The following is a 24,431-nucleotide window of genomic DNA, read 5'->3' as shown; positions in this document are numbered from 1 at the left end:
AACCATGATTACCCTCTCATCGCTTGGGCGGTTGGATCGTAAGGAGAGGCCGCAATGACGCGCGCGCTTTTCTCGGCGCCAACAATATGCACCTGCAATTCGTTGCCTTCGGCGATCTGGTCAACATCAACCATCGCCATCGCGAGGGATTTGCCCACGGTGTAGCCGTAGCCGCCAGACGTCACAAAGCCGACAAGCTTGCCATCTTTCCAAACAGGCTCGTATCCGCTGGCGTCGGCATCGTCGCTGTCAACTTCAAGTGTGACGACCATTTGCTTTGGACCATTGCCATCGCGTTCGGCCAATGCGGCCTCGCGCCCGACATAGTCACCTTTGTCCCAGTCGATCCAACGGTCCATGCCGGTTTGCGCAGCGGTGTAGCCTTGGGTGAATTCCGCCGACCAGATACCAAAGCTTTTCTCAAGCCGCAGCGAAAGCAGCGCGTTAAAGCCATATTCACGGATGCCAAATTCTGCACCAGCCTCAAGCAGCAGCTTGCGCAAAGTGATGTGATCGCCGTAGCGGCAGTTGATCTCATATCCCAATTCACCCGCAACAGATATGCGGGCAACGCGTGCGCGGACCAAGCCAATGTCAAACTTGCCGCAACCCATGAATGTCAGATCACCGACTGGGCCATCTGTCAGCTTTTCGATGACCTTGCGTGAATTTGGACCGGCAAGTGAGAAGCCGACCATTTCTTCACCCAGATCGCGGACTGTCACACCGTCGTCCATGTGATCTTCGAACCAACGCATGTGCCATTCACGCAAATAGTAGCTGCCCATGATCCAACAGGTGCCATCGCCCCAATTAAAGACGGTCAGGTCACCTTTCATTCGGCCATCTTCGCCCAGCATTGGCGCAAGTTTCGCACGGCCCGGTTTAGGCAGGGCGCTGGCCATGATTTTGTTCAGCCAGCTTTCTGCATTTGGACCTGAGACCTCGTATCGCGAAAAGGCCGAGATATCCAGAAGGCCCACGTTTTCACGCACGGCTTTGCATTCCTCCCCGACCAGATCAAAGGCGTTCGAACGTTTCAGTGTTGGGGTCTCTTCAAAGCCTTTCGGTGCGAAATAGAGCGGCACCTCCAAATCCCAGCTTGCCCCCCAAACAGCACCTGCTTCGCTCATATCAGAATAGGCGGGCGCCATTTTCAGCGGACGACCCGCTGGCAGCTGCTCATTCGGATAGGTCATGACAAAGCGACGGGTGTAGAACTGGCCGGTTGTCTGTTTGATGTATTCTTTGTTTTCGGCAAATTCTCCAAAGCGAGCCACATCCATGCCAAACACATCGGCCTCGGGCTCACCATGGATCATCCATTCAGCCAGCGATTTGCCGACACCGCCACCCTGCAGGAAGCCAGCCATGACGGCACAGGCACACCAATAGCCGGGCTTGCCGCGCACAGGACCAACCAAGGGGTTCCCATCAGGGGCGAATGTGAAGGCGCCATTGACCCATGTTTTCACGCCGACGTTTTGCAGATCGGGGAAACGTTCAAAGCCAAGAATTAGCTCTTTCTCGATCCGGTCAGGGTCTTCGTTCTGCAGCTCGAACCCATAGTCCCATGGCGCGCCGTCCATCATCCAGTGCTGATGGTCTACTTCGTAGATCCCCAGCAAGATACCTTTCTGATCCTGCCGCATGTAAGTGAACCCTTCCAGGTCCACAGTCAGGGGAAGCTCTTTATCCAGTTCGGCCACGGCTGGGATGGTGTCAGAGATCAGGTAGTGGTGGTTGAGTGGCGAGACCGGCAGCTCGATCCCTGCCATACGGCCGACCTGCTTGGCCCACAGGCCAGCGGCGTTGACCACGTGTTCGGTATGGATGGTGCCCTTTTCGGTTACAACTTCCCAACCATCAGCGGTTTGGTTCAGCTCAAGCACGCGGTTGTGCTCGATCACCTCTGCACCGTGTTTCTTGGCCGCACCTGCATAGGCGTGAACGGTGCCGGTTGTGTCGATGTAACCCTCACGCTCGGCATACATACCGCCAAGGATACCGTGTGTGGACATAATCGGGCAGTGCTCTTTCGCCTCTTCTGGGGTGATCAGATGCACGTCGTTGATGCCGATGGATTGGAAGGTGCGGTAAGCGGATTGCAACCATTCCAAGCGATCAGGTGTACCGGCAAGGGTCATGCCGCCGGTCATATGCATGCCAACGGACTGGCCCGATTCCTGTTCAATCTCTGACAAAAGGTCGATCGTGTAGGCCTGCAAACCGGCAATGTTAGGGTCGGCGTTCAGCGCATGAAACCCACCTGCCGCGTGCCAACTGGACCCGGCTGTCAGCACGCTACGTTCGATCAAGCAAACGTCTTTCCAGCCAAATTTTGCCAAGTGATAAAGAACCGAGGCGCCGACGACGCCGCCACCAATCACCACTGCACGGTAATGAGATTTCATCTCGGCCTCTCCCAATCAGGTAAATCAAAGACTGTCACAGGTCTCGCCTCTGGACACCGATGTCTATTGCAGGTTAGGCGCAATGGACATGAGTGTCTAGAGCGAAGCATTGCCAGCTTGTTCACCTCGGCGCTCGACAGCCTGGCCGGGAAAGTCTGCGGATCACAATGGCTTTGAGGGTGTGACCGCCCCCGACGGCATCAATGTGCCAAGACGGGTTTGCGATGATCCACAAAGGCTCAGTGCCAGACAAACATGCAATAGGCCATCTTCTCACGCCTCGCGACAGATCATCTTTCTCGGATCGTCCACATCCTGAACCGGCCCTGCCCTGTCACTTCGCGGATCAAACCTTGTGCCTCCATCCAGGCCAGATTGCGCTGAACGGCGGCGCGGCTGGCGTCTGTCATGGCCGCGGCCATTGGGGCAGAGACCAAAGGCCACTCGGTGAACACCTTGCACAAGGCGGTTGGCGTGCGGCCAGACAAATGCGCCATGGCGGTCTCTGCCTGTTTGGTCCAGGCTTCAATGTCGTCAAGTGTGCGCATCGCCTTAAAAATCGCGCTGCTCATGCCATCCAGCCAGCGGCCCAAGCGGTCTGCTGGCACGCCCGAAACACGCAGCCCCCCTGCCCCACCCATCGCAAGCGGTGCGAAGACTGCGCCGCTTCCGTCACTTGCCCCGATCCTGGACGCGGTGACTGCGGCTTCCATCTGGTCGCCGTTCTGTCCGAGGCCCGCCAGCCTCCAGAGATGAAAGCCCATGCACGCCCGTGTGACCGGGTGGAGATCGGCTGCGGCTGCCATCACGTCCAGCCATCCACCTGCGCGATCCTCGAAGCGCTCGGAACTGCCGTCGACGTACTCAGGATCGCGGCGATCCAGGAAAGCGGCTAGATCGCCCATCGGTCCAGGACCGCTTGTCAGGCGTCGAACAGCCCATCCAATTCTCGCCAGTGCATTTGAGTCATCTTGTGCACCTGACAGCCGCATCGATATCCAGAGCGCCAGACGATCAGAACTCATCCGATCCCCGTTGAGCCAGCTAAGATCCGCCGCCTCGATCAGAGCCAGCCTGTGCCGCCAGCCTTCCGGGCCGCGCAGCAGTCTGTCGTCCAGAGCTCCCAGGCGTCCAGCCACTCTTGCCAGTTGCGCAGCGTGGACGGCTTCTGCCATTGCCCAGTCATCGATGACAGCAGTTTCGAGCGGTTCCGCACGCGGCCCGGGAGGTAAACCATCCGGTTCTTCTTCGAATGATCCCGGCAGAAACCAGAGATCGTCTTCGTGCGCCGCTTCATCCTCCTCAATGGTGATGAGGGGGTCGTCGTAATCATCAGTCAAAGTAGAGGCTTGCGACTTCATATGTGCAAAATATTAGACTTTTGCACATTACCCAAGCGTTTTGTCGTCGCTGCCTGCGCTCTTTACGTAGCACGCACGCGCTACTGCAGGTGGAATCTCTCAGATCACGCTCAGCGCTAGTAAACCAAGTGATTGTGCACCAGCACGACGAGAGAACACTAAGTTGCATCCGTTTACAAACGATCATTTAATAGCGATACCTAAAATTGCAAACGGCCCGATTTCATGCCCCTGATAGGCTATGCGCGCGTCTCAACCGAGGATCAGACCCCCCTGCCCCAGTCTGAAGCCCTGCAAACCGCGGGATGCGTCGAGATTTTTGAAGAGCACGCCTCTGGCGGCAATCGCGCGCGGCCGGTGCTTGCGCGTGTTCTCGAGCGTGTCCAGACCGGCGACACGCTGGTCGTTGTGCGGATCGACCGGCTTGCGCGGTCTCTGTCGCACTTGCTGGAGGTGATCGAGCGCCTGGAGGCCAAGGGAGCTTTCTTCCGCTCGCTGCAGGATCCAATCGACACCGCCTCCCCTCAAGGAAAATTCACATTGCAGGTTCTGGGCGCCGCTGCCGAGTTCGAGCGCGCGCTGATACGTGAGCGCACAAAGGCCGGACTTGCCTCTGCGCGCGCCAAAGGGCGCGTTGGTGGCAATCCTGGGCTTCGCACCAAAGACCCCGCCGCGCTGCGCAAGGTGCGGCTGGCACGACAGGACGGCTACATGGAGCGCCTGAACGAAACCGCGCAGGAATGGGTGCCACACGTGCGACGCCTGCGCCCCGACATGGCCTGGGAAGATGTGCTACGGATCATCAATGGCCCCCTGCCCCACGACCGTCACTGGACACAAAGCCGTTTGCTCCGTGCTGTGAAAGCCTACGTCCGGGACGGGTTTCTGCCTTCTGAGGTCCTAGCCCGCGCTGGCCGCCGCGAAACCGACGATCGCCTGCCCGCTATAGTGGCCGGCATCAAGGGCGCGGACCCAGACATCACTCTTCAGGCAATCTGCGACCAGCTTGAGTCGATGCGCGAGCGCACCCCTCGAGGCCGCACCAGCTGGCAGCCGTCTTCGGTCAAAATGCTGCTGGAGCGTGCTGAAAAGCTGGGGTTGCTGAGGTCCGCGCATTAATAACAACCTTGTAAATCTTCCACGCCGCGGAACGATTGCACTGTTGCAGCGCACTTTGTGGGCAGGAGAATGGGTTCACGATGCGCAACCGACGTTCTACACGCATTCCGTCGTGCATTTTCCCGCTCGTCAATGCTGGCACCCGGCGATCAGTGAGCTAGACACAAACGTAGTACTATTGGCTGAAAGATGACATGTCTCTGCTGGGGCGCAACCTACCCATTGCGTTTAAACCGGCAAATCCTCGACCGGGCACGAACCCGGGTTGGCGTCGAGTAAAGCTACGGTGCGCTCCCAACGGTTTCCACCTGTCTCCAGTACCTGACAATCGATTTAGCCAAGACCGGGAACATGATCGAGGTCACTGCCCTAGAATTTTTCGACGACTGTTCCTGAACCTGAATCTACGAAAAGTATCTGCTATCGATCATTCTATGCAGACTATTTGAACAACAAAACTGGGCGCAATCTGCCCTCAGAGAATCGGTGACGGGAGCCATAGGTTGTGCTGAAGCAAGAACGTGGTTAGCGGTTGCTTTCCAGTGTTCCTCGAAGCCGTCGAGTGAGAGCATCGGCTTTTTTGAGTGTTGAACTTATGGTCACTGAACAATCTCTGGAACCTAGAATGTCACGGATCGCACCTCCTCCTTCTATAATTTGGTCTCATCGGATAGGTCTCGCGGTTCGGTGAGGCGTGGTTGAATTGGTCCTGTCTACGCTGTGCTTTGTGCTGGATACTATTCCCTCGACGCGAACAGCCGCGATGCCCCCTACCCTGCTGGAGATCATTGAGGCCTCATGCGACAGGGTCTTGACCTTCTATGCTCATGCAGTGCGTTTGACCTGATCGTTTGGGCCCGGAACCCAAGTATCAATGTAACTTTGAATGTCGTCCCAATTGGGCCTTGGATTTGCCGTAGGTTTGTCGGTGCGTTGTCCGATCCGGCCTGAGTTCGCTGTATCTCTTGCCAGCCGGATTTTCGGTCAAGACACCGTTGAGAAACTAGGCGCTAGCAACATCCAGTCAGCGCCAGATTGGCTCGTGAACCGCAAGTTTGTGCGTGCTGTTAACAGCTGTTAACTCGGGAAGGTATGTGGCTTCCCTAGTAGCGCTTTGGTTCAACAGCACAATTTGTGGATAAAATCCTTGACTTAACAGGGTGAATCACGGCCATTAGAGTCAAGTTGCGCAAATAAGCGCGTTCGAGCAGAGAAATTGCAACTATGTTTCAGACGGCACCCATCGAAGCGGCGTCCCAATCCGAGCTTACAAGCCAGATGGCCGCGCGTCTACACACGGCGCTCACGACGCATCTTCAACAAGCCTATGCGCCCGATCAGCGCAAAAAATTGAGACTATTCAGCGCAACAGAGACTGCTGACCTACTCGGTGTGACCGGTCAATTCTTGCGCAAGTGCCATAGCGATGGGTCGTTGCCTGAGCCTAAAGTCATCAAGAACGGACGGCGCTTTTATTCCGGGGAAGAGATCCTGCAAGCGCGCCATTTCTTGGAGGCAAGCTCTCGAAAGCCGGGTAAGTATCTTCCCGGGCGTCGCGAGGGTGACAAGCTTCAGGTCATTCAGCTGATGAACTTCAAAGGTGGATCTGCTAAGTCCACCTCTGCGATCCATCTGTGTCACTACCTTGCTTTGAGTGGCTACCGGGTGTTGGCGATTGACTTGGACCCACAAGGGAGCCTCACGGGCTTTTGCGGGATTCAAACGGAACTGGAGTTCGAAGGCGCGTCAATCTACGACGCACTGCGTTATGACGATCCAGTGCCGATGTCAGAAGCTGTCGTGGAAACCTATTTCCCTGGCTTGCATTTGGCCCCTGCCCGCCTTGTGCTGAGCGAATTTGAGACTGAAACAGCGGTCAATGCGGGGCGCGGTGTCGCGTTCTTTGAGAAGCTCAGTCTAGCGATCCAGTCCGTTGAGAGCGACTACGATGTAGTGGTGATCGACAGCCCGCCAGCTCTGGGGTTTTTGACTCTGACCGGCCTTTATGCCGCGACCTCTGTCATCGTGCCGATGACGCCAAGCATGCTCGACCTTGCCTCTACACAGCAGTTTGTTGAGATGACATCTGCTTATCTCGGGGTGATCGAGGACACGGGCGTCAAGCTCGATCATGATTTCTTCTCTTTTCTCATTACGCGGGACGATCCGAGCGACATTCCCAGTCAGCAGATTGTGAGCTTGATGCGCGCCCTTTTCCAAGATCGTGTCGTTGGAGCGACCGGACTGCGCAGTACGGCAATTGGCGACGCGTCGATGCTCAAGATGTCGATCTATGAGGTTGCACGATCCGAGATGACGCGGTCGACCTACGATCGGGCAAAGAACAGCATGGATGCAGTAGGTGCGGAGATCGCAGGTATGCTTCAACAGGCATGGGGGCGTTAGTCATGGCAATGGGGAAGAATAAGACCGGTATCATGGCTGCGATCACTGCGGCAAGCGAGGCGTCAAAGGAGGGTGCGTCCGACAGGGCCCATCGGACCTTGCCGAAGGGAACTATCGGTTCGGTCCGCGCGGGCCTCGGGGGCATTCAGGAAATCGACACCAACTTGATCCTCGCCTGGGGTCCGAAGGATCGGCTGGATATCGAGTTAACAGCTGTTAACAGTGACGCGCCAGATGAATCCATTCAGGATCTCGCCACAAGCATCGCTGAGTCTGGACAGCAAGTTCCAGTGCTTCTGCGTCCATCAAAGGATCGTGACGGTCATTTTGAAGTCATCTATGGCCAGCGACGCATACTTGCGTGCCGCCATCTAGGGATGCCGGTGCGGGCTCTGATCCGCACGCTCGATGATACCGATGCTTTAATGGCGAAGGGGCTCGAGAATGCCAGCCGTACAGAGCTGAGCTACTATGAACGTGTTCGGTTCGCACAGGCGATCTTGGAGCAAGGATACTCCCGGGCGGAGGCATGCCAAGCTTTGGCGATCAGTAAGAACACTCTTTCGCAGCTTGAACGTATCAATCGGCTTGTGCCCGTGGCGGTCGGTGAAGCCATCGGCGCGGCCTCGGGCGCAGGGCGCCCCAAATGGACGACCCTCGCTACAGCGTTCGAGAAGGACCAACTTTCGGAGGAGCGTGTATTGGATGTGCTTGGTCAATCTGGTGTCCTTGATTCCGACGGGCGCCTGGACGTAGTCCTCAAGGAGATTGGCAAGCGAGGTAAGCAAGAGCGATCTGTCGAAGAGCGCTCGCCGGTTCCCGGTGTGCAGATCAAGAGTGGAAAATCGGGACTCTCAGTGACCGTAAAGCGGGTAGGAGAGAACACAAGTTTCGCGAATTGGCTGGATCAGAATCTGGACCAGCTCATTCAAGACTCCTTCGATCGGTTCCAATCAGAGAGCCACGAAGGATAGCGGCGGTTAACAACTGTTAACCGTCAAGACGGAGGCACTGAGCAGAAAGGAGGACGGCACAAAAGAAAAACCCTCGAAACCGAAGTCCCGAGGGCTGCTGCGCACAAGGCGCGATTTGTTTTGACACTACAATCCTAGCAGCCCGCGAATCGCAAAACAACGAAAAACGTCTTCGGGCGAATAGGTTTTCTGTGCCTAGCTAAAAAATGACAAAATTCAATGATGCTCCGCATGGAGCGACTGGGACAGGCATGCCTCAGAACGGTAGAGGTATGTCCAATATCAACCAATCCTCGGGGTGGCGCAAAGCGACGGCAGGACTCGCGGTCGCTGAACAGCACGCACAAGTTGGTGAAAGAGCAGCCGTGCCCAAAACCCAAGCATTCGTAGCCGTGAAGCGTGTTGGCGCTCATATCGGCCTCAAGGCCGGCGACATGCTGCTTCTCGACACACTTGGAGCCTTCACACAGGCCCAGGACTGGGAGGAGGGACAGCGTCCGATCGTCTGGGCGTCCAACGCCTATCTGATGGAGCACACAGGCTTCTCGCTCTCTGCACTGAAGCGCCATGCGCGGCGTCTGGGCGAGATCGGCGTGATTGCCTTCAAGGACAGTCCCAACGGCAAACGTTGGGGCCACAGGGACGCTGACGGTCGTATCATCGAGGCCTACGGCTTTGATTTGTCGCCGCTGTCGGCTCGCGCCGAAGAGTTTGAGCGGCTACATGCTGAACTGCAGGCTGAACGTGAACTCTGCCAGCGTCTGAAGCGCCAGATCACAGTTGCGCGCCGAATGATCCGCGCGAGGATCGAAGCGGCCCAAGGGGGCGCTCTGAGTGGCCCCTGGACACAGCTCTCAAGCCTCTTTGAGGATCTTCTGGACCGCTTGCCACGCCGGAACACGGCCTCTGAGGCGCTTGCGCGGCTCCTAGAATGGTTCAGGGAACTTCAGGAGCGTGTCGAGACGACCTATCTCAAGGCAGTTCGAGCGGATGAAGTTGTGGAAAACACGCTCGCAACCACTGAACAAAGTCTTCAAAAGACTCAAGAAATGGACCCCAGGGAGGTCAATTCTGATCCTCATATACTAATTACAAATCAACTTAATCCTGTAATCTGTAAGTCCTCAGAAACAGAGAACGCGGCGGGCGTGGTGCCAAATGCGCCGCCGGAAGAGAGGGTGGATAGGGAACTAGAAGATTGGGTAGCTGAAACACGTAAGAAACGTGGTGCAGCGCTTGATTTGCCGACTGTGATGCAAGCTTGTCCTGAATTCGCGTCCTGGGCACGCAACATGGGCGGGTATCTGAAGGATTGGGGCGATCTTCACCGCGTTGTCGGGCAGCTCAGGCCGATGATCGGCGTCTCTGAGCACGCCTGGAACCTCGCTCAGGACCGTCTCGGGGCCCAAGTCGCAACTGCGGCGCTGGTTCTCACGTTCGACAAGCATTGCGCCGGCGAAGTGGCGTCTCCGGGCGGGTATCTGCGGGGTATGGTCGAGAAGGCTGGGGCAGGGGAGCTGCATCTCGAGCGTAGTTTCTATGGCCGGTTGAGCGGACAGGCGGCGTGATGGGAAGGGAACCAGTTGTCTTACGTTCAGAGTTCTAGGTGGGGTATGCGGAGATTGCCGCCAGTATTCTCCGCATCTTCTGCGGTGGTTGCTATTGTCTTGCGGAGATTGTGCAGTATAATCTCCGCAAGGAATGCGTAAAATATGACCTACATCCACGAAATCCCTGATTGGCCGCAGTTTACTTGGGATAAGGCCAAGCTGTCTTCACAACTTGCCGCGGTCCGTCACCGTCAAGGCAAGCTCTTGGGTCGCATGGAAGGTCTTGGCTTTGATCTTCGCAATGAGGCAATGCTGCGAACTCTCACCAGTGATGTTGTCAAGAGCAGCGAGATCGAAGGGGAGACACTCGACAAGGATCAGGTTCGTTCGTCAATCGCAAAACGGTTGGGTCTCGAAATTGGCGGATTGATCCCGTCTGATCGCCATGTTGATGGTGTCGTCGAGATGATGCTGGACGCGACCCAAGCGTATGACCAGCCACTGGATGCTGAGCGTCTGTTCGGTTGGCATGCGGCCCTCTTTCCAACCGGGCGAAGCGGAATGACCCGGATCACAGTGGGCAATTGGCGTAACGGGCCCATGGAGGTTGTGTCAGGGCCCCATGGCCGCGAACGCGTGCATTTCGAAGCGCCGGAAGCCGCGCGGCTCTACGCTGAAATGACTCGGTTTCTGTCCTGGTTCAATCAGTCCCCCGACACGGACCCAGTAATCCATGCCGCCATCGCGCATCTGTGGTTCGTTACGATCCACCCCTTCGATGATGGCAACGGCCGCATTGCGCGCGCGATCGCGGATATGGCCTTGGCGCGTTCTGAGCTCAGTGCGCAGCGGTTCTACAGCATGTCGACCCAGATCCGGCAGGTGCGGAACGCTTACTACGACATTCTCGAGACGACCCAGAAAGGGGGACTCGATATCACGGCTTGGCTCGTTTGGTTCCTGGATTGCCTGGATCGCGCATTCGATGGTGCAGAGATCATCCTAGAGACCGTGTTCCAGAAGGCGCGGTTCTGGGAGCAATACGGAGCGGCCAACATAAACGACCGCCAACGGGACATGCTCAATCGCCTCTTGGATGGGTTCGAAGGAAAGCTTACGACATCGAAATATGCGAAGATCGAGAAGTGTTCGCAAGACACGGCATATCGCGACATCCTCGATCTAATCGACTTGGGAGCTCTTGAGAAAGACGACGCTGGTGGACGTAGCACCAGCTATTCCCTGACAGCGACGTAAAGAGGCTTATCACAGGCGAAGCCCCAGACGCCGACTCCAAGCAAGTATCAGCCAAGCAACGGTGAGGCTTGCCGGTCTGTGAATAAATCTAAAGCATTGATAAAGCGTGATAATTAGCAGACTTGAACACTTCTTTGCCGATGTGCGTTGCCGATCTTGAGGTGCTGAGTGCAATGAAGATGAACCGCGGTTCCGACGGCCTCGGAAGTCCTCGGCCTGTGCCTACGGGCTGTTGGAAAGGGAAAGTGTCCTTCGGGTTTTGTGACTGACGGATGAGGGCCTTGGGGTCCCTCAGATGGGTCCGGGCCGGGTTCCGGTCCGTCTTTCTCACCAACACACGAAAGGACGCCAGCCATGGCCCGCTCCCGCACGCCCAAATTCGATGCCTCCGAGTTCATCACCAACGAAATCATCCGCATCATCGAGCGCGGCGTGCTGCCTTGGCGCAAGCCCTGGACGGCAGGTGGCAGCTCCCGCCCTCTGCGCGTGGGCGGTGAACCCTATCAGGGGGTCAACAACTTCCTGCTGACGATGCGCACCGTGATGGCGGGCCACAGCTCACCCTTCTGGATGACGCTGCCGCAGGCCAATGCCTTGGACGCAAAGGTCCGCAAGGGCGAGAAGTCCTCTGTCGTCGTTTATTACGGTCAAAGCCGGAAAGACGCGGGCGGCGAGGACGACCGAAGCGAAGACGATGATCGCTCCGAGGAAGCCCGCATCTTCCGCTTCCAGAAATCCTACCGCGTGTTCAATGCCTGCCAGATCGATGGCCTGCCCGACAGTTTCTACCCCGACCCGGAGCCCGCGCCCGAGCATCCGCCGTCCGAGCCCATCCCGCATATGCAGGCGTTTTTCGAGACCATCGACATCACGACCGTCTTCACGGGGACGGAAGCTTATTATTTGCCGCCCGTGGACAAGGTATTCATGCCGTCGATCGCGCGGTTCGAGAACCCGCGGAACTTTTACGGGGTCTGGGCGCATGAGCTCGCCCATGCCACCAAGGCGCGCCATCGGCTGAACCGGGACTACGGTTTGTCACGCTACGGCAACACGGCCTATGCCCGCGAAGAAATCGTCGCCGAGCTGACCTCGGTGTTCCTTGGCCAGACGCTCGGCTTTACAGCCCATACACTCGAGATGAATGCCGCTTACCTCTACAACTGGCTGCGGGTGCTGCGCTCGGACAAGCAGGCGATTTTCAAGCACGCGGCTGATGCGCAGCGCGCCTGTGATTACCTTATCGCGCGATCAGAGGCGGGCAGGGCAGGGGAGGTCGACCAGGCCGCTTGAGGGGATGTGTGTCGGCAAAGGGAAAGCAGGCTTTGGGAAGGGTGTTTCAAACTTCTCAAAGGACAGACCCATGACCAACGCAGCACAACCTCTGACAGACCGCCCGGACTCTTCGGTGATCGCCGCGCAGAACGACGCCTTCCGCAAGTTCGCGTGCCTCGGGGTGCCGCCCGAGCAGCCTATCCAGGGCCGGATGCATGTGACCCATTCGCTCATGGAGGCCGGTGACGGCTTCATGGCCGAGGCGGTGAAAGCCACCGGCATGTTCGAGACGTTCGAGCCCGAGAATGACCCGGACGGCTGGCACGATTTCGGGGCGGTCACGGTCCGCGGCGAAACCGTGTTCTGGAAACTGGATTTGTACGAAGCGGATTCCGATTTCCGCTACGGGGCCGAGACCCCGAACAACCCTGCAACAACGATGCGCGTACTGACCATCATGATGGCGCGGGACTGGTAGGGCAGGGGGGAGCCTCAAGTCCTACACCTCTGACACGGAAGGCCCGCTGACCCTTCAAAGGGAGAGTGGGCCTTTTGTCCGTTTGATCCCCGAAGCCGGGGATTGGCCGCGCATCTGAATGCGCGGGCCGCTCCAAATCCATCGAGAAGGATATCCCATGACTGCAAGTTTCAAGCCCGTCTCCGTCGCCATCGGCGATCTGACAGCTCACCCCGCCAACGTGCGCAGCAACTCCCCGGAAACCTATGACTCCGAGAACATCGCGCATCTGAAGGCCAGCATCGCCGTTCTGGGGCTGCTCCAGCCGCTCCTCGTCCAGAAGCTCGACGGCAAATATGCCGTACTTGCCGGTGGCCGCCGTCATGCCGCGCTGAGCGAGCTGGTCGCAGACAAGGCCGCCAAGGGGTTCACGGCGAAGACCAAGGTCGACTGCCGCCTCGTGCCGGAGGACTGTGACGTGACCACAGCCCTGTCGCTCGCCGAGAACATCACCCAAGCGCCGATGAACGCCATCGACGAGTTCGAGGCTTTCGCCCGGATGATGGAAGTCGACGGCCAGACGCCCGAGACGATCGCCAAGACCTTCGGCACCACGGTGGCGGCCGTGAAAGGCCGGTTGCGCTACGGTCTGATCCACCCCGAGATCCGCGCCGCGGCCCGGGCCAAGACGATCACGCTCGACACGATGAAAGCCTTCGCCGAGCACCCGAGCCAGGAGGTTCAGCGCGAGGTCTATGAGGCACTCACCAAGGACGGCGGCTATCTGCAGGCCTATACCGTTCGACAGGCGCTGAAGTCTCGAGGCGTGCAGGTCAGCGACGATATCGGGGCCTTCGTGCGCGAGGACTATGAGGCCCGCGGCGGAGCGATCGCGGCCGACCTGCTGGAAGAGCATTCGGTGCTGGAAGACGCCGCGCTGGTCGAGACCATCCTGCTCGAGAAGCTTGGGGCCGCCGCCGAAGAGGCCCGCGCAAAACTTGGCTTTGCCTGGGCGGATGCGATGGTGCGCTATGATTACGCAGCGATGGCTGATTACGGCCGCGTCTATCCCGGCCCGATCGAGCCGGATGAGGCTGCCCAGAAGCGCGTGGATGAGATCACCGCCGAGCTCGAGAAACTGCAGCTCGAAATGGAGGATGAGGGGCTCGAGGAGGACGCCTACACGGCGCTCTACGACCGCGTGGACGCTCTGGAGGAGGAAGCCCGCGATCTGCAGGAGGCCTATAGCGCCGAGGACCTCGCCCGCGCAGGTGTGATTGCGTCATGGCAGGGTGGGCAGATCACGCTCCATGTTGGCTTCGTCCGTCCGAAGGACAGCGTGAAAGCGGAGGGCGCGCGCGGCTCCTCGGCTAGCCCGACCGGGCAGGAGGCCCCTGACGCTGGAGAAATCACCTACCCAGCCTCGCTGGCCGAGGATCTCAAAACCGAGCGGGCCATGGCTCTTGGCGCCGCGATGGCGCTGCATCCCGAGGCCACGCTTGATCTGACGCTCTTCAAGCTGGTGAACGATGTTCTGGCCAGCGGCATGAGTGTCACGCAGGCGATCAAGATCGAGGCCCGCAAGGAATACCGCAGCCACGCCAAGATGGACGAGATCGACGAGACCTCGCTCGAGCAGGTGGCGGCGGCGCATGATGCGCTTGATCTGTCGTGGCTCGATGACACCCGCCCGCCCGCCGATCAGTTCGCGGCGTTTCGCGCGCTGGAGGCAGGCGAGAAGGCAAGGCTCGTGGCCTATGCCACGGCCAGCACCACGCAGTGCTGCTTCGCGCGGGATCCTCGGCGCGACAGCCTGATGCATGATTTCGAGATCGAGATCATGCCCGACATTCGCGCCCACTGGACGCCGAACGCGGCGCTCTTCAACCGCTTCAAGAAGGCCTGGCTATTGAAAATCCTCGGCGAGGATCTGGGTCTCGCCCAGGAGGCTGTGACCCTGGCCTCGTCGAGCAAGAAGGAGATCGTCGCCTTCTGCGACAAGCTCTTCGCCGAGCCCTTCGCCACGCTCACCGACGCGCAGCGCGCTGCCGTGGCCGCCTGGTGTCCGCCCATGATGCAGACCGCCGGTGTTGCCTGTGATGAGGCGGAGCCCGCCGCGGAATCTCCGGAGGCTGACAGCGAGATCGCTCAAGCGGCCTGACTCCTCACGCGACCCGCGCGAAGCATTTCGCCCGCGCGGGTCGACCCTCCCACACCCAACGGAAAGACATCCCTATGGCTATTCTCAAGTTCTCTGCCTCCGCTGTTGCGGCGCAGATCGCACATGCGCGCGCCTGCAAAACCTTCCTGCCCAACTGGAACGGACCGGTGGACAGGCCCGCCCTGATCCTCATCTTCGGCAATGGCGTGCATCTGCGGTCAAACGGGATCGACGGCACGACCACCCGCATCGTCACCACCGAGCAGGCCGATCCCTCCTTTGCCTTTGCCGACGGCATGAACCCGTTTCGGGACACCGACTGGATGGCGCAACGCCGCATGGCGTTTCGCGATCTGACCGGCCAGTTCTACACCGACATCCTCGACGATGTGCAGGTGCTCATCGACCGGGGGCAGGGGGCCATCCGGCTCGCCACCGATGGCGACAGCGTCCGCGTCTTCGTGCGCCGGGCCTCGGACTATCTCATCGGCGGAACCTACGAGGTGCCTTCGGGTCTTGGCGGCACCTTCCGGGTCATCCTCAAGGATGCCTGCGACACCTTCGCGATCGTGCAGAACTGCGGCAATTGCGAGGATTTCGACGCAATGCAGCCCTACCGCGTGCCGCTCGATGCATTGATGGAAATCGATGACCGGAGGGCGGCGTAATGGGTTGGCTCTTCTACACCGACGGCCGCGTCAAATCCTACGCGGATGAGAAAGCAGAGATCACCCGGCTTTGCACCTTTGAGGGCGACACGCGCAAAACGGACCTGGTCAAGGCCCGCAAGGTCGGCTCCACCTGGTATGCGGCGGCTAGGGTTACCAATCGCGATGGCACCCCTGTCGAGGACGCGACCTATGTCACCGATCCTGACGGCTCGATCACTTTCGCCGCCGTCTTCCTCACCGCCTACGACGATGGGTGTTGGGGCTACAAGGATATGGAGGAAAGCGCTGGCCCGAACGCGTCGCGCGCGCCCCTTGCGCTGATCGAACTTCTCTCCGACCTGAAAGACCCGGACAGCTACGCCCGGGACTGGCGCCAGCGCTGCCGGGAATGGGCTTCGATCCTGAACTACGAGGAAGGCGACAAGATCAAGCTCGCAAAACCGGTGACGCTCACCGATGGCAGCACCTGCCAGATCGTCACCGCGACGCACTACAGACGCGGGCGGCAAAAACGCCGCTGCTACCGCATCGAGGAAACCGGCGGGCTCGTACGCCTGTCGAAAGTGACGCTTTCCGGCTCGGAGCTGCTCAGCTCCGCGAAAGGTGCTGCTAGCCAGGTGCTGGCGGAGTATCTCGCGGGGCAGGGTGGCTGAGTTTCCCGCTGAGACAACACCACGGGACCACGCGCGCACATACTGCCGACTTGAAATCGTATCTCAAATGAGATACATCACTCCCATCAACTGGAGGACCATCCATGCCTGCCCAAACATCCATGCTTCATGTCCGTGTTGACGATCAGCTGAAAGCACAGGCTTCGGACGCACTTGCGGGCGTCGGTCTGACGCTCTCCGACGCGGTGCGTATTCTTCTGACCCGCGTGGCCGCAGAAGGCGGCTTGCCTGCCGGATTGACCGCTGATCCGGATGCCTATGACGCCTGGTTCCGGGCGAAGGTACAGGAAGCGCTAGACGATCCAAGGCCCACAACGCCCCATGCCAAGGCGATGCAAGACGCTCAGGCATTGATTGACGGGAAGCGCCTTGCCAAATCTTGAATGGAAAGCGACGGCCATCGCCGACTTGCTGGCAATCATTGACTACATCTCTCACGACAACCCGGATGCCGCTCAAGTTCTCAAAGACGAGATTGAACACAAGACGTCCCTGCTTCCAGAACACCCTCAGATGTATCGTGCGGGCCGTGTCGATGGGACTAGGGAGATGGTTGTTCGGCCGAACTACATCGTGGTTTATGCTGAAAGCCCTGAGATGGTGACCATTTTGCGCGTTCTTCATGCCGCGCAGCAGTGGCCATGATCGGGGTGCAGGCCCCCCACTAAGAAATTGCCCGCTCTACGCCTTCAAAGTGTAGAGCGGGCTTTTTGTCCTTTGGAACTCAGACCCTGATCCAAAGGAGATCCCCATGACCAAGCCCAAAACGGCGAACCCGACTTTTTCAATCTCCGACGCTGATCTCGCCTCTGCGCTGGCGCAAATCGGCGCGGAGATCGACCACCAACCCCTGCGCTGCTCAGCGCTCGCGCGCATCATGCGCGAGACGTGTCTTGGCAGCGATGCCAGCGGCGCATGGGACTGGCGGATGGCCTACGACCTGATGCAGGCCGCGGCCGTCCAGGTGCTGCTGCGTGGGGCAGACGCGGCAGGTGGCATCGCTGCTGTAAAGCTGCTTGCCTCACGGCTGCTGACGGAAACCCGCCGGTCAGAGCAGCAGATCCGGCTGCAGCAGTTTTCCACGCCACTGCCGTTTTCCGCCTTGGCCGTGCGGGCGGCAGCCATTCGCAAGGGCGAGACCGTGCTGGAGCCCTCGGCTGGCACCGGTGCCTTGGCCGCTTTCGCCGCCCGGGCCGGTGCCACGCTTGTTCTCAATGAAATCGACCCCTTTCGCCAGCGCCTCTTGCGGGCGCTCTTCGGCGGCGAGGTCACAGGCCATGACGGGGAGCATATCGATGATCTACTGCAGACCATGGTTCTGCCCGACGTCGTGGTGATGAACCCGCCCTTCGCCTCCTCAGTCGATCGCTCCCGGGACAAACACATCGCCGCCAAGCATCTCATCGCGGCTGCCAAGCGCCTGGCACCCGGCGGGCGGCTGGTGGCGATCTTGCCGCCGGGGTTCACGCCCGAACGCGATGCCGCGCATTGGTCCCGCGCCTGCGGCCTCCTGACGCCGCGACTGGCGTTGACGATGCCGGGACAGGTCTATCGCAAACTCGGCACCTCTGTGGAAACCCAGCTGATGGTCTTCGACAAGGTGTCGGAGGATGGCGAGATGATCCGCGCTAGTGTGTGCGATCTGGATGAAGCTCTTTCATATGTTGACGCCGTGGCCGCAACCCGGCCAGAGATGCGCGCCGCTCAACGGGCAGCAGCGATGCCTCATGTTCGGTCGATCGTTCCAGCATCTGTCGCGCGCAAGCGCTGCGCCGCGCCTGCCGCCGCTTCCAATCCCCGGGCCAATGCCGTCCTCCCGCTCAGCTTCACAAGCTTTCAGACCCCGCGCGACAACAGGCCCGTCTCGGACATCTATGCGCGCTACCGTCCGCAGCGGATCGAGATTGCGGGTGCGCAGGAACATCCCACGCCGCTCGTTGAAAGCATCGCCATGGCCTCGGTTGCCCCGCCCATGCCCTCAAATACGGGCTGTGATGACTTGCGCCTGCCCGCCAAGCTGATCGAGGAGGGATATCTCTCCGAGGCGCAGCTCGAGACCGTCATCATGGCGCATGAAGCTCATGGGCGCGACCTGCCGGGGCGGTTTACGATCGATGACGACCAGACCAAGCTGACGCGCTCCGATGATGACCCGGATGCACGTGCCTATCGCCTCGGGTATTTCCTCGGTGACGGCACCGGCTGCGGCAAGGGGCGCGAATGCGCCGGGCTCATTCTGGTGAACTGGCTGGCCGGGCGCAGGAAGGCGATCTGGGTCTCCAAATCCGCCACGCTGATCGAGGATGCCATCCGCGACTGGACCGATCTCGGCGGCTCTCCCGCCGACATCCAGCCGCTCTCCAAATGGAAACCGGACCAGCCGATCCCGATGGGCGACGGTATCCTTTTTGTCACCTACGCCACGCTGCGTTCGGCGGGCAAATGCGGCACCACGCGGCTGAGCCAGATCCTCGCCTGGATGGGCGAAGACTTTGAAGGCGTGCTGGCTTTCGACGAGGCCCATGCCATGCAGAATGCGGCCGGGTCCGAGCAGGGCAGGGGGGTCAAACCCTCCCAGCAGGGCCTTGCTGGCCTCCGGTTGCAACGGGCTGCGCCACGTGCACGCGTCTTCTACATCTCGGCGACGGGGGCCACGAGCGTGCACAACCTCGCCTATGCCGCGCGTCTCGGTCTCTGGGGGCAGGGACCCGAATATCCCTTCCCGAGCCGCGAGAGTTTTGTGTCGGCGATGGAGGCGGGCGGCGTTGCCGCCATGGAGGTGGTCGCGCGCGATCTCAAGACGCTCGGGCTCTACACGGCCCGTGCCCTCAGCTTCGATGGTGTGGAGTATGACGTGCTCGAACACGCGCTCACCCCGGCCCAGATCGAGATCTACGACGCCTATGCGGGTGCCTTCCGCACCATTCACCACAATCTCGAGGCGGCGCTGACGGCGACCGGTGTCAACGATGCCTCGGGGGAGACCAATGCCTCGGCCGCACGCGCTTCGGCCAAATCTCGCTTCGAGAGCACGAAGCAGCGCTTCTTCAATCATCTCCTGATGGGCATGAAAGCCCCAACCATCATCCGCGCCATCGAGGACGATCTGGCAGCGGGCCACGCGTGCGTCATCCAGGTTGTCTCGACAGGCGAGAGCCTGCTGAAACGTCGGCTTGAAACGATGGAAGCGGAAGACGAGCTCGTCGAGGGTGCCTTGACGCCGCGCGACTATGTTCTGGGCTATCTCGAACAAGCCTTTCCGATCCATGCGCAAAAGCTCGTGGAGATCGACGGCAATATGGTGGCGGAACCCTTGCGCGATGAGACCGGTGCGCTGGTTGTCTCGCGTGAGGCCTTTGCTCTGCGCGACGCGGCCATGATCGAGTTGATGACGCTGGCGCCGATCCCCTCGGCGCTGGATCAGATCCTCTGGGCCTTTGGCGACGAGGCCGTGGCCGAAGTCACGGGCCGGTCGATCCGACCTCTAAAGGCCGAGGATGGTCATCTCTTCATCGAAAAGCGCAGCCCCAGCAGCAATTCCTCCGAGACCCAAGCCTTCATGGACGGCGAGAAGGATATCCTGATCTTCTCTGATGCGGGCGGGACAGGCCGGTCCTATCACACGGCGCAGACAGCAAAGAACCAGAAACGACGCCGACACTACCTTCTGGAGCCCGGCTGGCGCGCCGATGCGGCCATCCAGGGGCTTGGTCGCACGCATCGGTCGGCCCAGGTCAGCGCGCCCTTCTTCCGGGTCTGCACCTCCGATGTGCATGGCGAGAAGCGCTTCACCTCGACGATCGCCAAGCGCCTCGACCAGCTGGGGGCCTTGACCAAGGGTCAGCGCGAAACCGGCTCCCAAGGCATGTTCCGCGAGGAGGATAATCTGGAAAGCCCGATCGCGCGGGCGGCGCTGCGCGGGTATTTCGCTGATCTTGCCGCCGGGCGCGCCGAAGCAATGAGCTACGAGAGTTTCACCGACTGGACAGCCCTGCGGCTGATCGACAAGGACGGGGTGCTGCTTGAGGAGCTGCCGCCGATCCAGCGGTTTCTCAACCGGGTGCTGGCGCTGCCTATCCACATGCAGAACGCACTCTTTGCCGAGTTCATGGCGAGGATCGCCTATCAGACGGAACGGGCGCGCGCGGCGGGCACGATCGATCTCGGCGTCGAAACCCTGCGGGGCGAGAAAATCGAGCAGGTCTCGACCGAGGATCTCTGGACCTGCCCAAAATCCGGTGCCGTGACGCGGATCATCGGGCTCGAGGTGACCGACCCAGTCCATGTGCTGTCGGCGGATGACGCCCTCTCGCGCAATCCCGACAAGCTGCCCATGGTCAATCGCGCTTCGGGTCGCGCGGGGCTCATCTCGGCGCGCCCCATGCAGATGTATGACCAGGATATCGTCACGCTGATGCGCAAGTCGGTGCGGCCCAACGGGTCGAGCTACCTCGAGGAGATGCGCTTCGAGTCCTCGGCCTGGGAAGAGATCGGCAAGCCGGAGTTCGCACGGCTTTGGGATGCCGAGGCTGCGTCCCTGCCGAAAACCACCACGACCAAGCTCTACCTGCTGACCGGCCTCTTGCTGCCGATCTGGAAGGACATTCCGACCACCAATGAGCGTATCTACCGTGTGACGCCAGACGGGGCGACCGCCATGATCGGGCGCACGCTGAGCGAGGAAGGGGCAGCGGCCTTGCGCGCCCGCTTCCTCGTCTCCGACCCGCAAACGCCGCAGGAGATGCTGACCGCCGCCCTCGGCACCACCGCGCCGGTCGATCTGGGCCGGGGTCTCACGCTGACCCGTCGCCGGGTCGCAGGCGAGATGCGCCTTGAGTTCTCTGGTGCGGATCGGGGCATGATCGACAGCCTCAGGGCTCTCGGCCGCTTCACCGAAATCATTGCCTTCCAGCTGCGGGTGTTCCTGCCGCATGGGGAGGGTGTCGATACGGCGGGCATTCTCGCCCGGATTGTTGGAACGGGGACGGACGCCGGGCAGAACTCGGCCCGGGTGGCGGCAGAATAGGCAAAGAGGTGATCATGACACTCGAAGAGATCAAAGCCGCTTTGGATGCAGATCAGACGGTTCATTGGGCCAACACTGGGTACCGCGTGCACAAGGATACCCTCGGCCAATACCTGATCACGTTTCTGCCGAACGGAAGCACCATCGGCCTGACCGACCGGAGCGGGCAAAGGTTGAACGGGGATGAGGCTGAGTTCTTCATCGCGAAATTGGAGGATTGCAACGGTCCCGACTGGCGAGGCAACTCGAAACCTGACGAGCAGCGAAGGGGCGTTGCGTCCGGCGGAGAGGCGGCACAACCACTCGGACGGATGCTCTGACCCGCGGGAGGGGCTGAAAGGAAAGCAGGCTTTCTGATTTGCGATCCCATGAGGGGTCGAGAAAGCAATCCCGGATGCTCTGGCAAGGACGTCAGTCACCGGCCAATCGAAAAGGACCTATCCTATGTTCGCAGGAACCCTCACCCGCAATGTCGAGACCGCAGCCGCCGAGTACAGCGGCATGATTCATTCGACGCGCTTTGACATCGCCATCCAGCTTGAAACTCGCCCCAAGACGTCGGAACGCAGCCCGGATTTCGACGTGACCGCGGTCAACAAGTCGGGCCGCAAGGTCCGCATTGGCACGGCCTGGAATGGGACCGGCTATACCAGCGGCAACCCCTACATCTCGATGCAGATCGATGTTGGTCCCGGCCCGTTCCGCGTCAACGCGGTGCAGACGAAAGAAGCGCGGGCGGCCCAGAGTGGCGAATTCGAGATCATCCCGCTGGTCTCCAACGGCGTCATGAAATCCGGCTCGATCTCGGGTGAGCTCACCGCGATGGACGCCGACAATGCCTTCGCGGGCTACATTGCCAACATGATGTTCGACCTCGACTTCATGCTGATCGAGAACGAGTTCAAGTCCGAGGAGACCCATCCCGATTACCGGATCGAGGTCAGCTCGCCTCGTGGCACGCCGATCCGTGTCGGCTCGGCTTGGATGTCGAAGAGCAGCCGTACGGGCAATGACTACCTGTCGCTGCTGATCAACACGCCCGATGGGGACCTGCGTGTCAACGCCGTGCAGAACGAAGAACAGCGCGGCGGGCAGACCTTCTCGATCATTCCGTTCATCGATAGTGGTGAGCAGCCGAAAGAAGCAGGATCGGGGCTGTCGCTGGTCGCTTGATGGGCGGTCGGAGCGAGAGAAACTGATCCGAAAGGGGAGCCGTGAATGCACGGTTCCCCTTTTTGCTACGGCGGTGTCAACAAAGGCACTCAACGTTCTTTGGGGATGCGTTTTTGCAGCGCATCTGGCTTTACCGATCTTTCGTGCAAGACCTATCGGAAAAACTCTGGATCGTAGGCTGTACCTGACGCGTTCAACAACCTAAGGTGGAATCGGTAACAAGTTCAGGGAAATGAAACATGCTCAAGCCTGTCTCATCGAGCCTTCGCCGGAGAAACCGGGCCAGCGAAGCGCAAATGCTTCGGACCCTCAACACTTTCGCAGTCGATCTGATGTCGATTCCGTGTGTCGAGGATCTGTTCTGGTATGTCGCACAAAACGTTGTTGGCAAACTTGGTTTCGTGGACTGCGTGATATACCAAGCCGACGAGGCGCAAAGTGAGCTGAAGCAGGTCGCAGCTTGGGGAGAGAAAAACCCCTATGGTCGAAACATCATAAACCCATTGGTCATCCCCTTCGGCAGTGGCATCACCGGACAGGTTGCGCTTAACCGACACCCGATCATCGTGGATGATCTTGTAGGAGATGAAAACTACATCCCCGACACTGAGCCCGCGCGGTCAGAAATCTGTGTACCGTTGATTTGCGGGGGGCGCGTGATGGGTGTGATCGACAGTGAACACCCAGATGTTGAGGCGTTCGGAGAACCAGAGCTGGAAATATTCAGCACCGTTGCAGCCATGACCAGCGCCAAGCTCGAGTTGCTTGCTGAGACGGAACGGTCGCAGGCGCGGTATAAAGACCTTGTCGTTGCGCACACTCAGCTGACTCAGGAAACGAGCACGAGGAAAGCTCTTGAAGCCAAGCTGTATGAATCGCGCAAACAAGAAGCAATTGGGCGGCTCACAGGTCGGTTCGCGCATGAATTCAACAACCTGCTGACGGTGATCTCGGGAAACATCGATTTGTTGACGCTCGACACGTCAGATGCTGGATCGCTTGATACGTTGCAAGACGCGAAAACGGCCTCATCGCGGGGAGCGCAGCTGATCCGCGATATGCTCGCTTTTGCGCAACGAACTCGTTTGACGCCTGAAATCCTGGATTTGAATGGGCTCGTTTCGGCCTTTGGAGAAGATTGTGAGCATTCTTTGTCCCGGCCGGTTGAGCGGCATTTGGCGAATGATCTGTGGTTGGTTACAGCCGATCCGGCCGCGGTTGAGAATATGCTTCTCGCCCTCGCCTTGAACGGCATCGAGGCGATGCCAGACGGGGGAACGCTAAAAGTCGCTACCGAAAACAGTTTCCACACGCTCCCTGAAGGCCAGCACTTCCCTTCCGAGCTTCTGCCGGGACGCTATGTGAAACTAACCGTTTCCGACCAGGGAATGGGAATTTGCCGGGAGCAGTTGCCGCAGATATTCGATCCGTTTTTCACCACAAAAGGCGTTGGCGAGGGCACGGGTTTGGGCCTGTCGATGGTTCTTGGCGTTATGCGCCAATCTGGTGGCACGATCGCCGTGCAAAGCGAAGTCGGGCAAGGATCGCGTTTCGAGCTTTATTTTCCGGCGGCACCATATGGGTCCGAACGGTCACCTGAAAGTTGATAGCTGAAGGAATTGTCGCTTGTGGGCGCTTTGATTGCGAAACAGAGAGGGGCGTGTTCTGAGGGCATCGAAGGCCTTCCGCTGATTGACATTAGCGGTATCAGCACCGGAAGCAGGCACAGGCTCAAAGCCATCGCTGACGAGATAGGGCTTGCGGCGCGCACGGTGGGTTTTTTCAGGATCATCGGGCATGGCATAGATCTGAGCCTCGTCGAAAGGACCTATCAGATGGCGGAGCGGTTTTTTGCTCTGCCGGAGTCAATCAAGCGCCAGTACTATATTGGTCTCAGCAGCAATCACCGGGGC

Annotated in this window: 19 protein-coding genes; 17 read left to right on the top strand and 2 right to left on the bottom strand. The window is 59.5% G+C overall.

From position 1 onward, the window contains the following. Positions 1-8: 8 nt before the first annotated feature. On the bottom strand, positions 9-2,414 hold the full coding sequence (locus tag E4662_RS21540; RefSeq protein WP_136443708.1) for a GcvT family protein: 2,406 nt from the start codon (positions 2,412-2,414) through the stop codon (positions 9-11). 290 nt (positions 2,415-2,704) lie between these two features. Next, complete coding sequence (locus E4662_RS21535) at positions 2,705-3,775, bottom strand: helix-turn-helix domain-containing protein (RefSeq protein ID WP_136443707.1); 1,071 nt, start codon at positions 3,773-3,775, stop codon at positions 2,705-2,707. A gap of 225 nt (positions 3,776-4,000) precedes the next feature. Here E4662_RS21535 and E4662_RS21530 point away from each other — a divergent pair, with 225 nt between their 5' ends. The 17 genes from E4662_RS21530 to E4662_RS21450 all read left to right on the top strand — a co-directional run. Beyond that, positions 4,001-4,894 (top strand): recombinase family protein, encoded by an 894-nt coding sequence (locus E4662_RS21530; RefSeq protein WP_136443706.1) that lies wholly within the window; start codon positions 4,001-4,003, stop codon positions 4,892-4,894. Positions 4,895-6,118: 1,224 nt separating this feature from the next. Further along, positions 6,119-7,300, top strand: coding sequence for a plasmid partitioning protein RepA (gene repA / locus E4662_RS21525; protein WP_136443705.1), 1,182 nt, complete (start codon positions 6,119-6,121; stop codon positions 7,298-7,300). 32 nt (positions 7,301-7,332) lie between these two features. Beyond that, on the top strand, positions 7,333-8,274 hold the full coding sequence (repB, locus tag E4662_RS21520; protein WP_240705282.1) for a plasmid partitioning protein RepB: 942 nt from the start codon (positions 7,333-7,335) through the stop codon (positions 8,272-8,274). 272 nt (positions 8,275-8,546) lie between these two features. Further along, entirely contained in the window at positions 8,547-9,842 is a 1,296-nt protein-coding gene (repC, locus tag E4662_RS21515; RefSeq protein WP_136443703.1) for a plasmid replication protein RepC, read from the top strand. Between the two features lie 144 nt (positions 9,843-9,986). Continuing rightward, the gene (locus E4662_RS21510) at positions 9,987-11,081 is read left to right on the top strand and encodes a Fic family protein (protein ID WP_136443702.1); all 1,095 of its coding nucleotides are present in this window, start codon (positions 9,987-9,989) and stop codon (positions 11,079-11,081) included. A gap of 354 nt (positions 11,082-11,435) precedes the next feature. Beyond that, positions 11,436-12,374, top strand: coding sequence for an ArdC family protein (locus E4662_RS21505; RefSeq protein ID WP_136443701.1), 939 nt, complete (start codon positions 11,436-11,438; stop codon positions 12,372-12,374). A gap of 70 nt (positions 12,375-12,444) precedes the next feature. Then, complete coding sequence (locus E4662_RS21500) at positions 12,445-12,834, top strand: DUF3768 domain-containing protein (RefSeq protein ID WP_136443700.1); 390 nt, start codon at positions 12,445-12,447, stop codon at positions 12,832-12,834. Between the two features lie 157 nt (positions 12,835-12,991). Next, positions 12,992-14,974 (top strand): ParB/RepB/Spo0J family partition protein, encoded by a 1,983-nt coding sequence (locus E4662_RS21495; protein WP_136443699.1) that lies wholly within the window; start codon positions 12,992-12,994, stop codon positions 14,972-14,974. A 74-nt stretch (positions 14,975-15,048) separates the two neighbouring features. Then, positions 15,049-15,642 (top strand): regulator, encoded by a 594-nt coding sequence (locus E4662_RS21490; protein ID WP_136443698.1) that lies wholly within the window; start codon positions 15,049-15,051, stop codon positions 15,640-15,642. Continuing rightward, on the top strand, positions 15,642-16,298 hold the full coding sequence (locus tag E4662_RS21485; RefSeq protein ID WP_136443697.1) for a DUF6927 domain-containing protein: 657 nt from the start codon (positions 15,642-15,644) through the stop codon (positions 16,296-16,298). Before E4662_RS21490 ends, E4662_RS21485 begins: the two co-directional genes overlap by 1 nt. A gap of 104 nt (positions 16,299-16,402) precedes the next feature. Then, positions 16,403-16,702, top strand: a complete 300-nt coding sequence (locus E4662_RS21480) for a type II toxin-antitoxin system RelB/DinJ family antitoxin (RefSeq protein WP_044353023.1) — start codon at positions 16,403-16,405, stop codon at positions 16,700-16,702. Further along, a complete protein-coding gene (locus E4662_RS21475; protein ID WP_136443696.1) occupies positions 16,689-16,964 on the top strand; it encodes a type II toxin-antitoxin system RelE/ParE family toxin in 276 nt (91 codons plus the stop codon). The genes E4662_RS21480 and E4662_RS21475 overlap by 14 nt, the downstream gene beginning before the upstream one ends. A gap of 106 nt (positions 16,965-17,070) precedes the next feature. Beyond that, complete coding sequence (locus tag E4662_RS21470; RefSeq protein ID WP_136443695.1) at positions 17,071-21,345, top strand: strawberry notch-like NTP hydrolase domain-containing protein; 4,275 nt, start codon at positions 17,071-17,073, stop codon at positions 21,343-21,345. 14 nt (positions 21,346-21,359) lie between these two features. Further along, the gene (locus tag E4662_RS21465) at positions 21,360-21,665 is read left to right on the top strand and encodes a hypothetical protein (protein ID WP_136443694.1); all 306 of its coding nucleotides are present in this window, start codon (positions 21,360-21,362) and stop codon (positions 21,663-21,665) included. Positions 21,666-21,789: 124 nt separating this feature from the next. Beyond that, positions 21,790-22,518 carry a DUF736 family protein gene (locus E4662_RS21460; RefSeq protein WP_136443693.1) on the top strand — a complete coding sequence of 243 codons (729 nt, stop codon included), beginning with the start codon at positions 21,790-21,792 and terminating at the stop codon, positions 22,516-22,518. 239 nt (positions 22,519-22,757) lie between these two features. Then, on the top strand, positions 22,758-24,125 hold the full coding sequence (locus tag E4662_RS21455) for an ATP-binding protein (protein WP_136443692.1): 1,368 nt from the start codon (positions 22,758-22,760) through the stop codon (positions 24,123-24,125). A 21-nt stretch (positions 24,126-24,146) separates the two neighbouring features. Next, the coding region (locus E4662_RS21450; protein WP_240705281.1) for a 2-oxoglutarate and iron-dependent oxygenase domain-containing protein at positions 24,147-24,431 on the top strand (285 nt) is incomplete at its 3' end.

Source organism: Pacificoceanicola onchidii (genome assembly GCF_004804335.1).
GTDB lineage: Bacteria > Pseudomonadota > Alphaproteobacteria > Rhodobacterales > Rhodobacteraceae > Pacificoceanicola > Pacificoceanicola onchidii.
The sequence above is the reverse complement of the archived record's forward strand: the minus strand, read 5'-3'. Positions and strand labels throughout refer to the sequence as shown.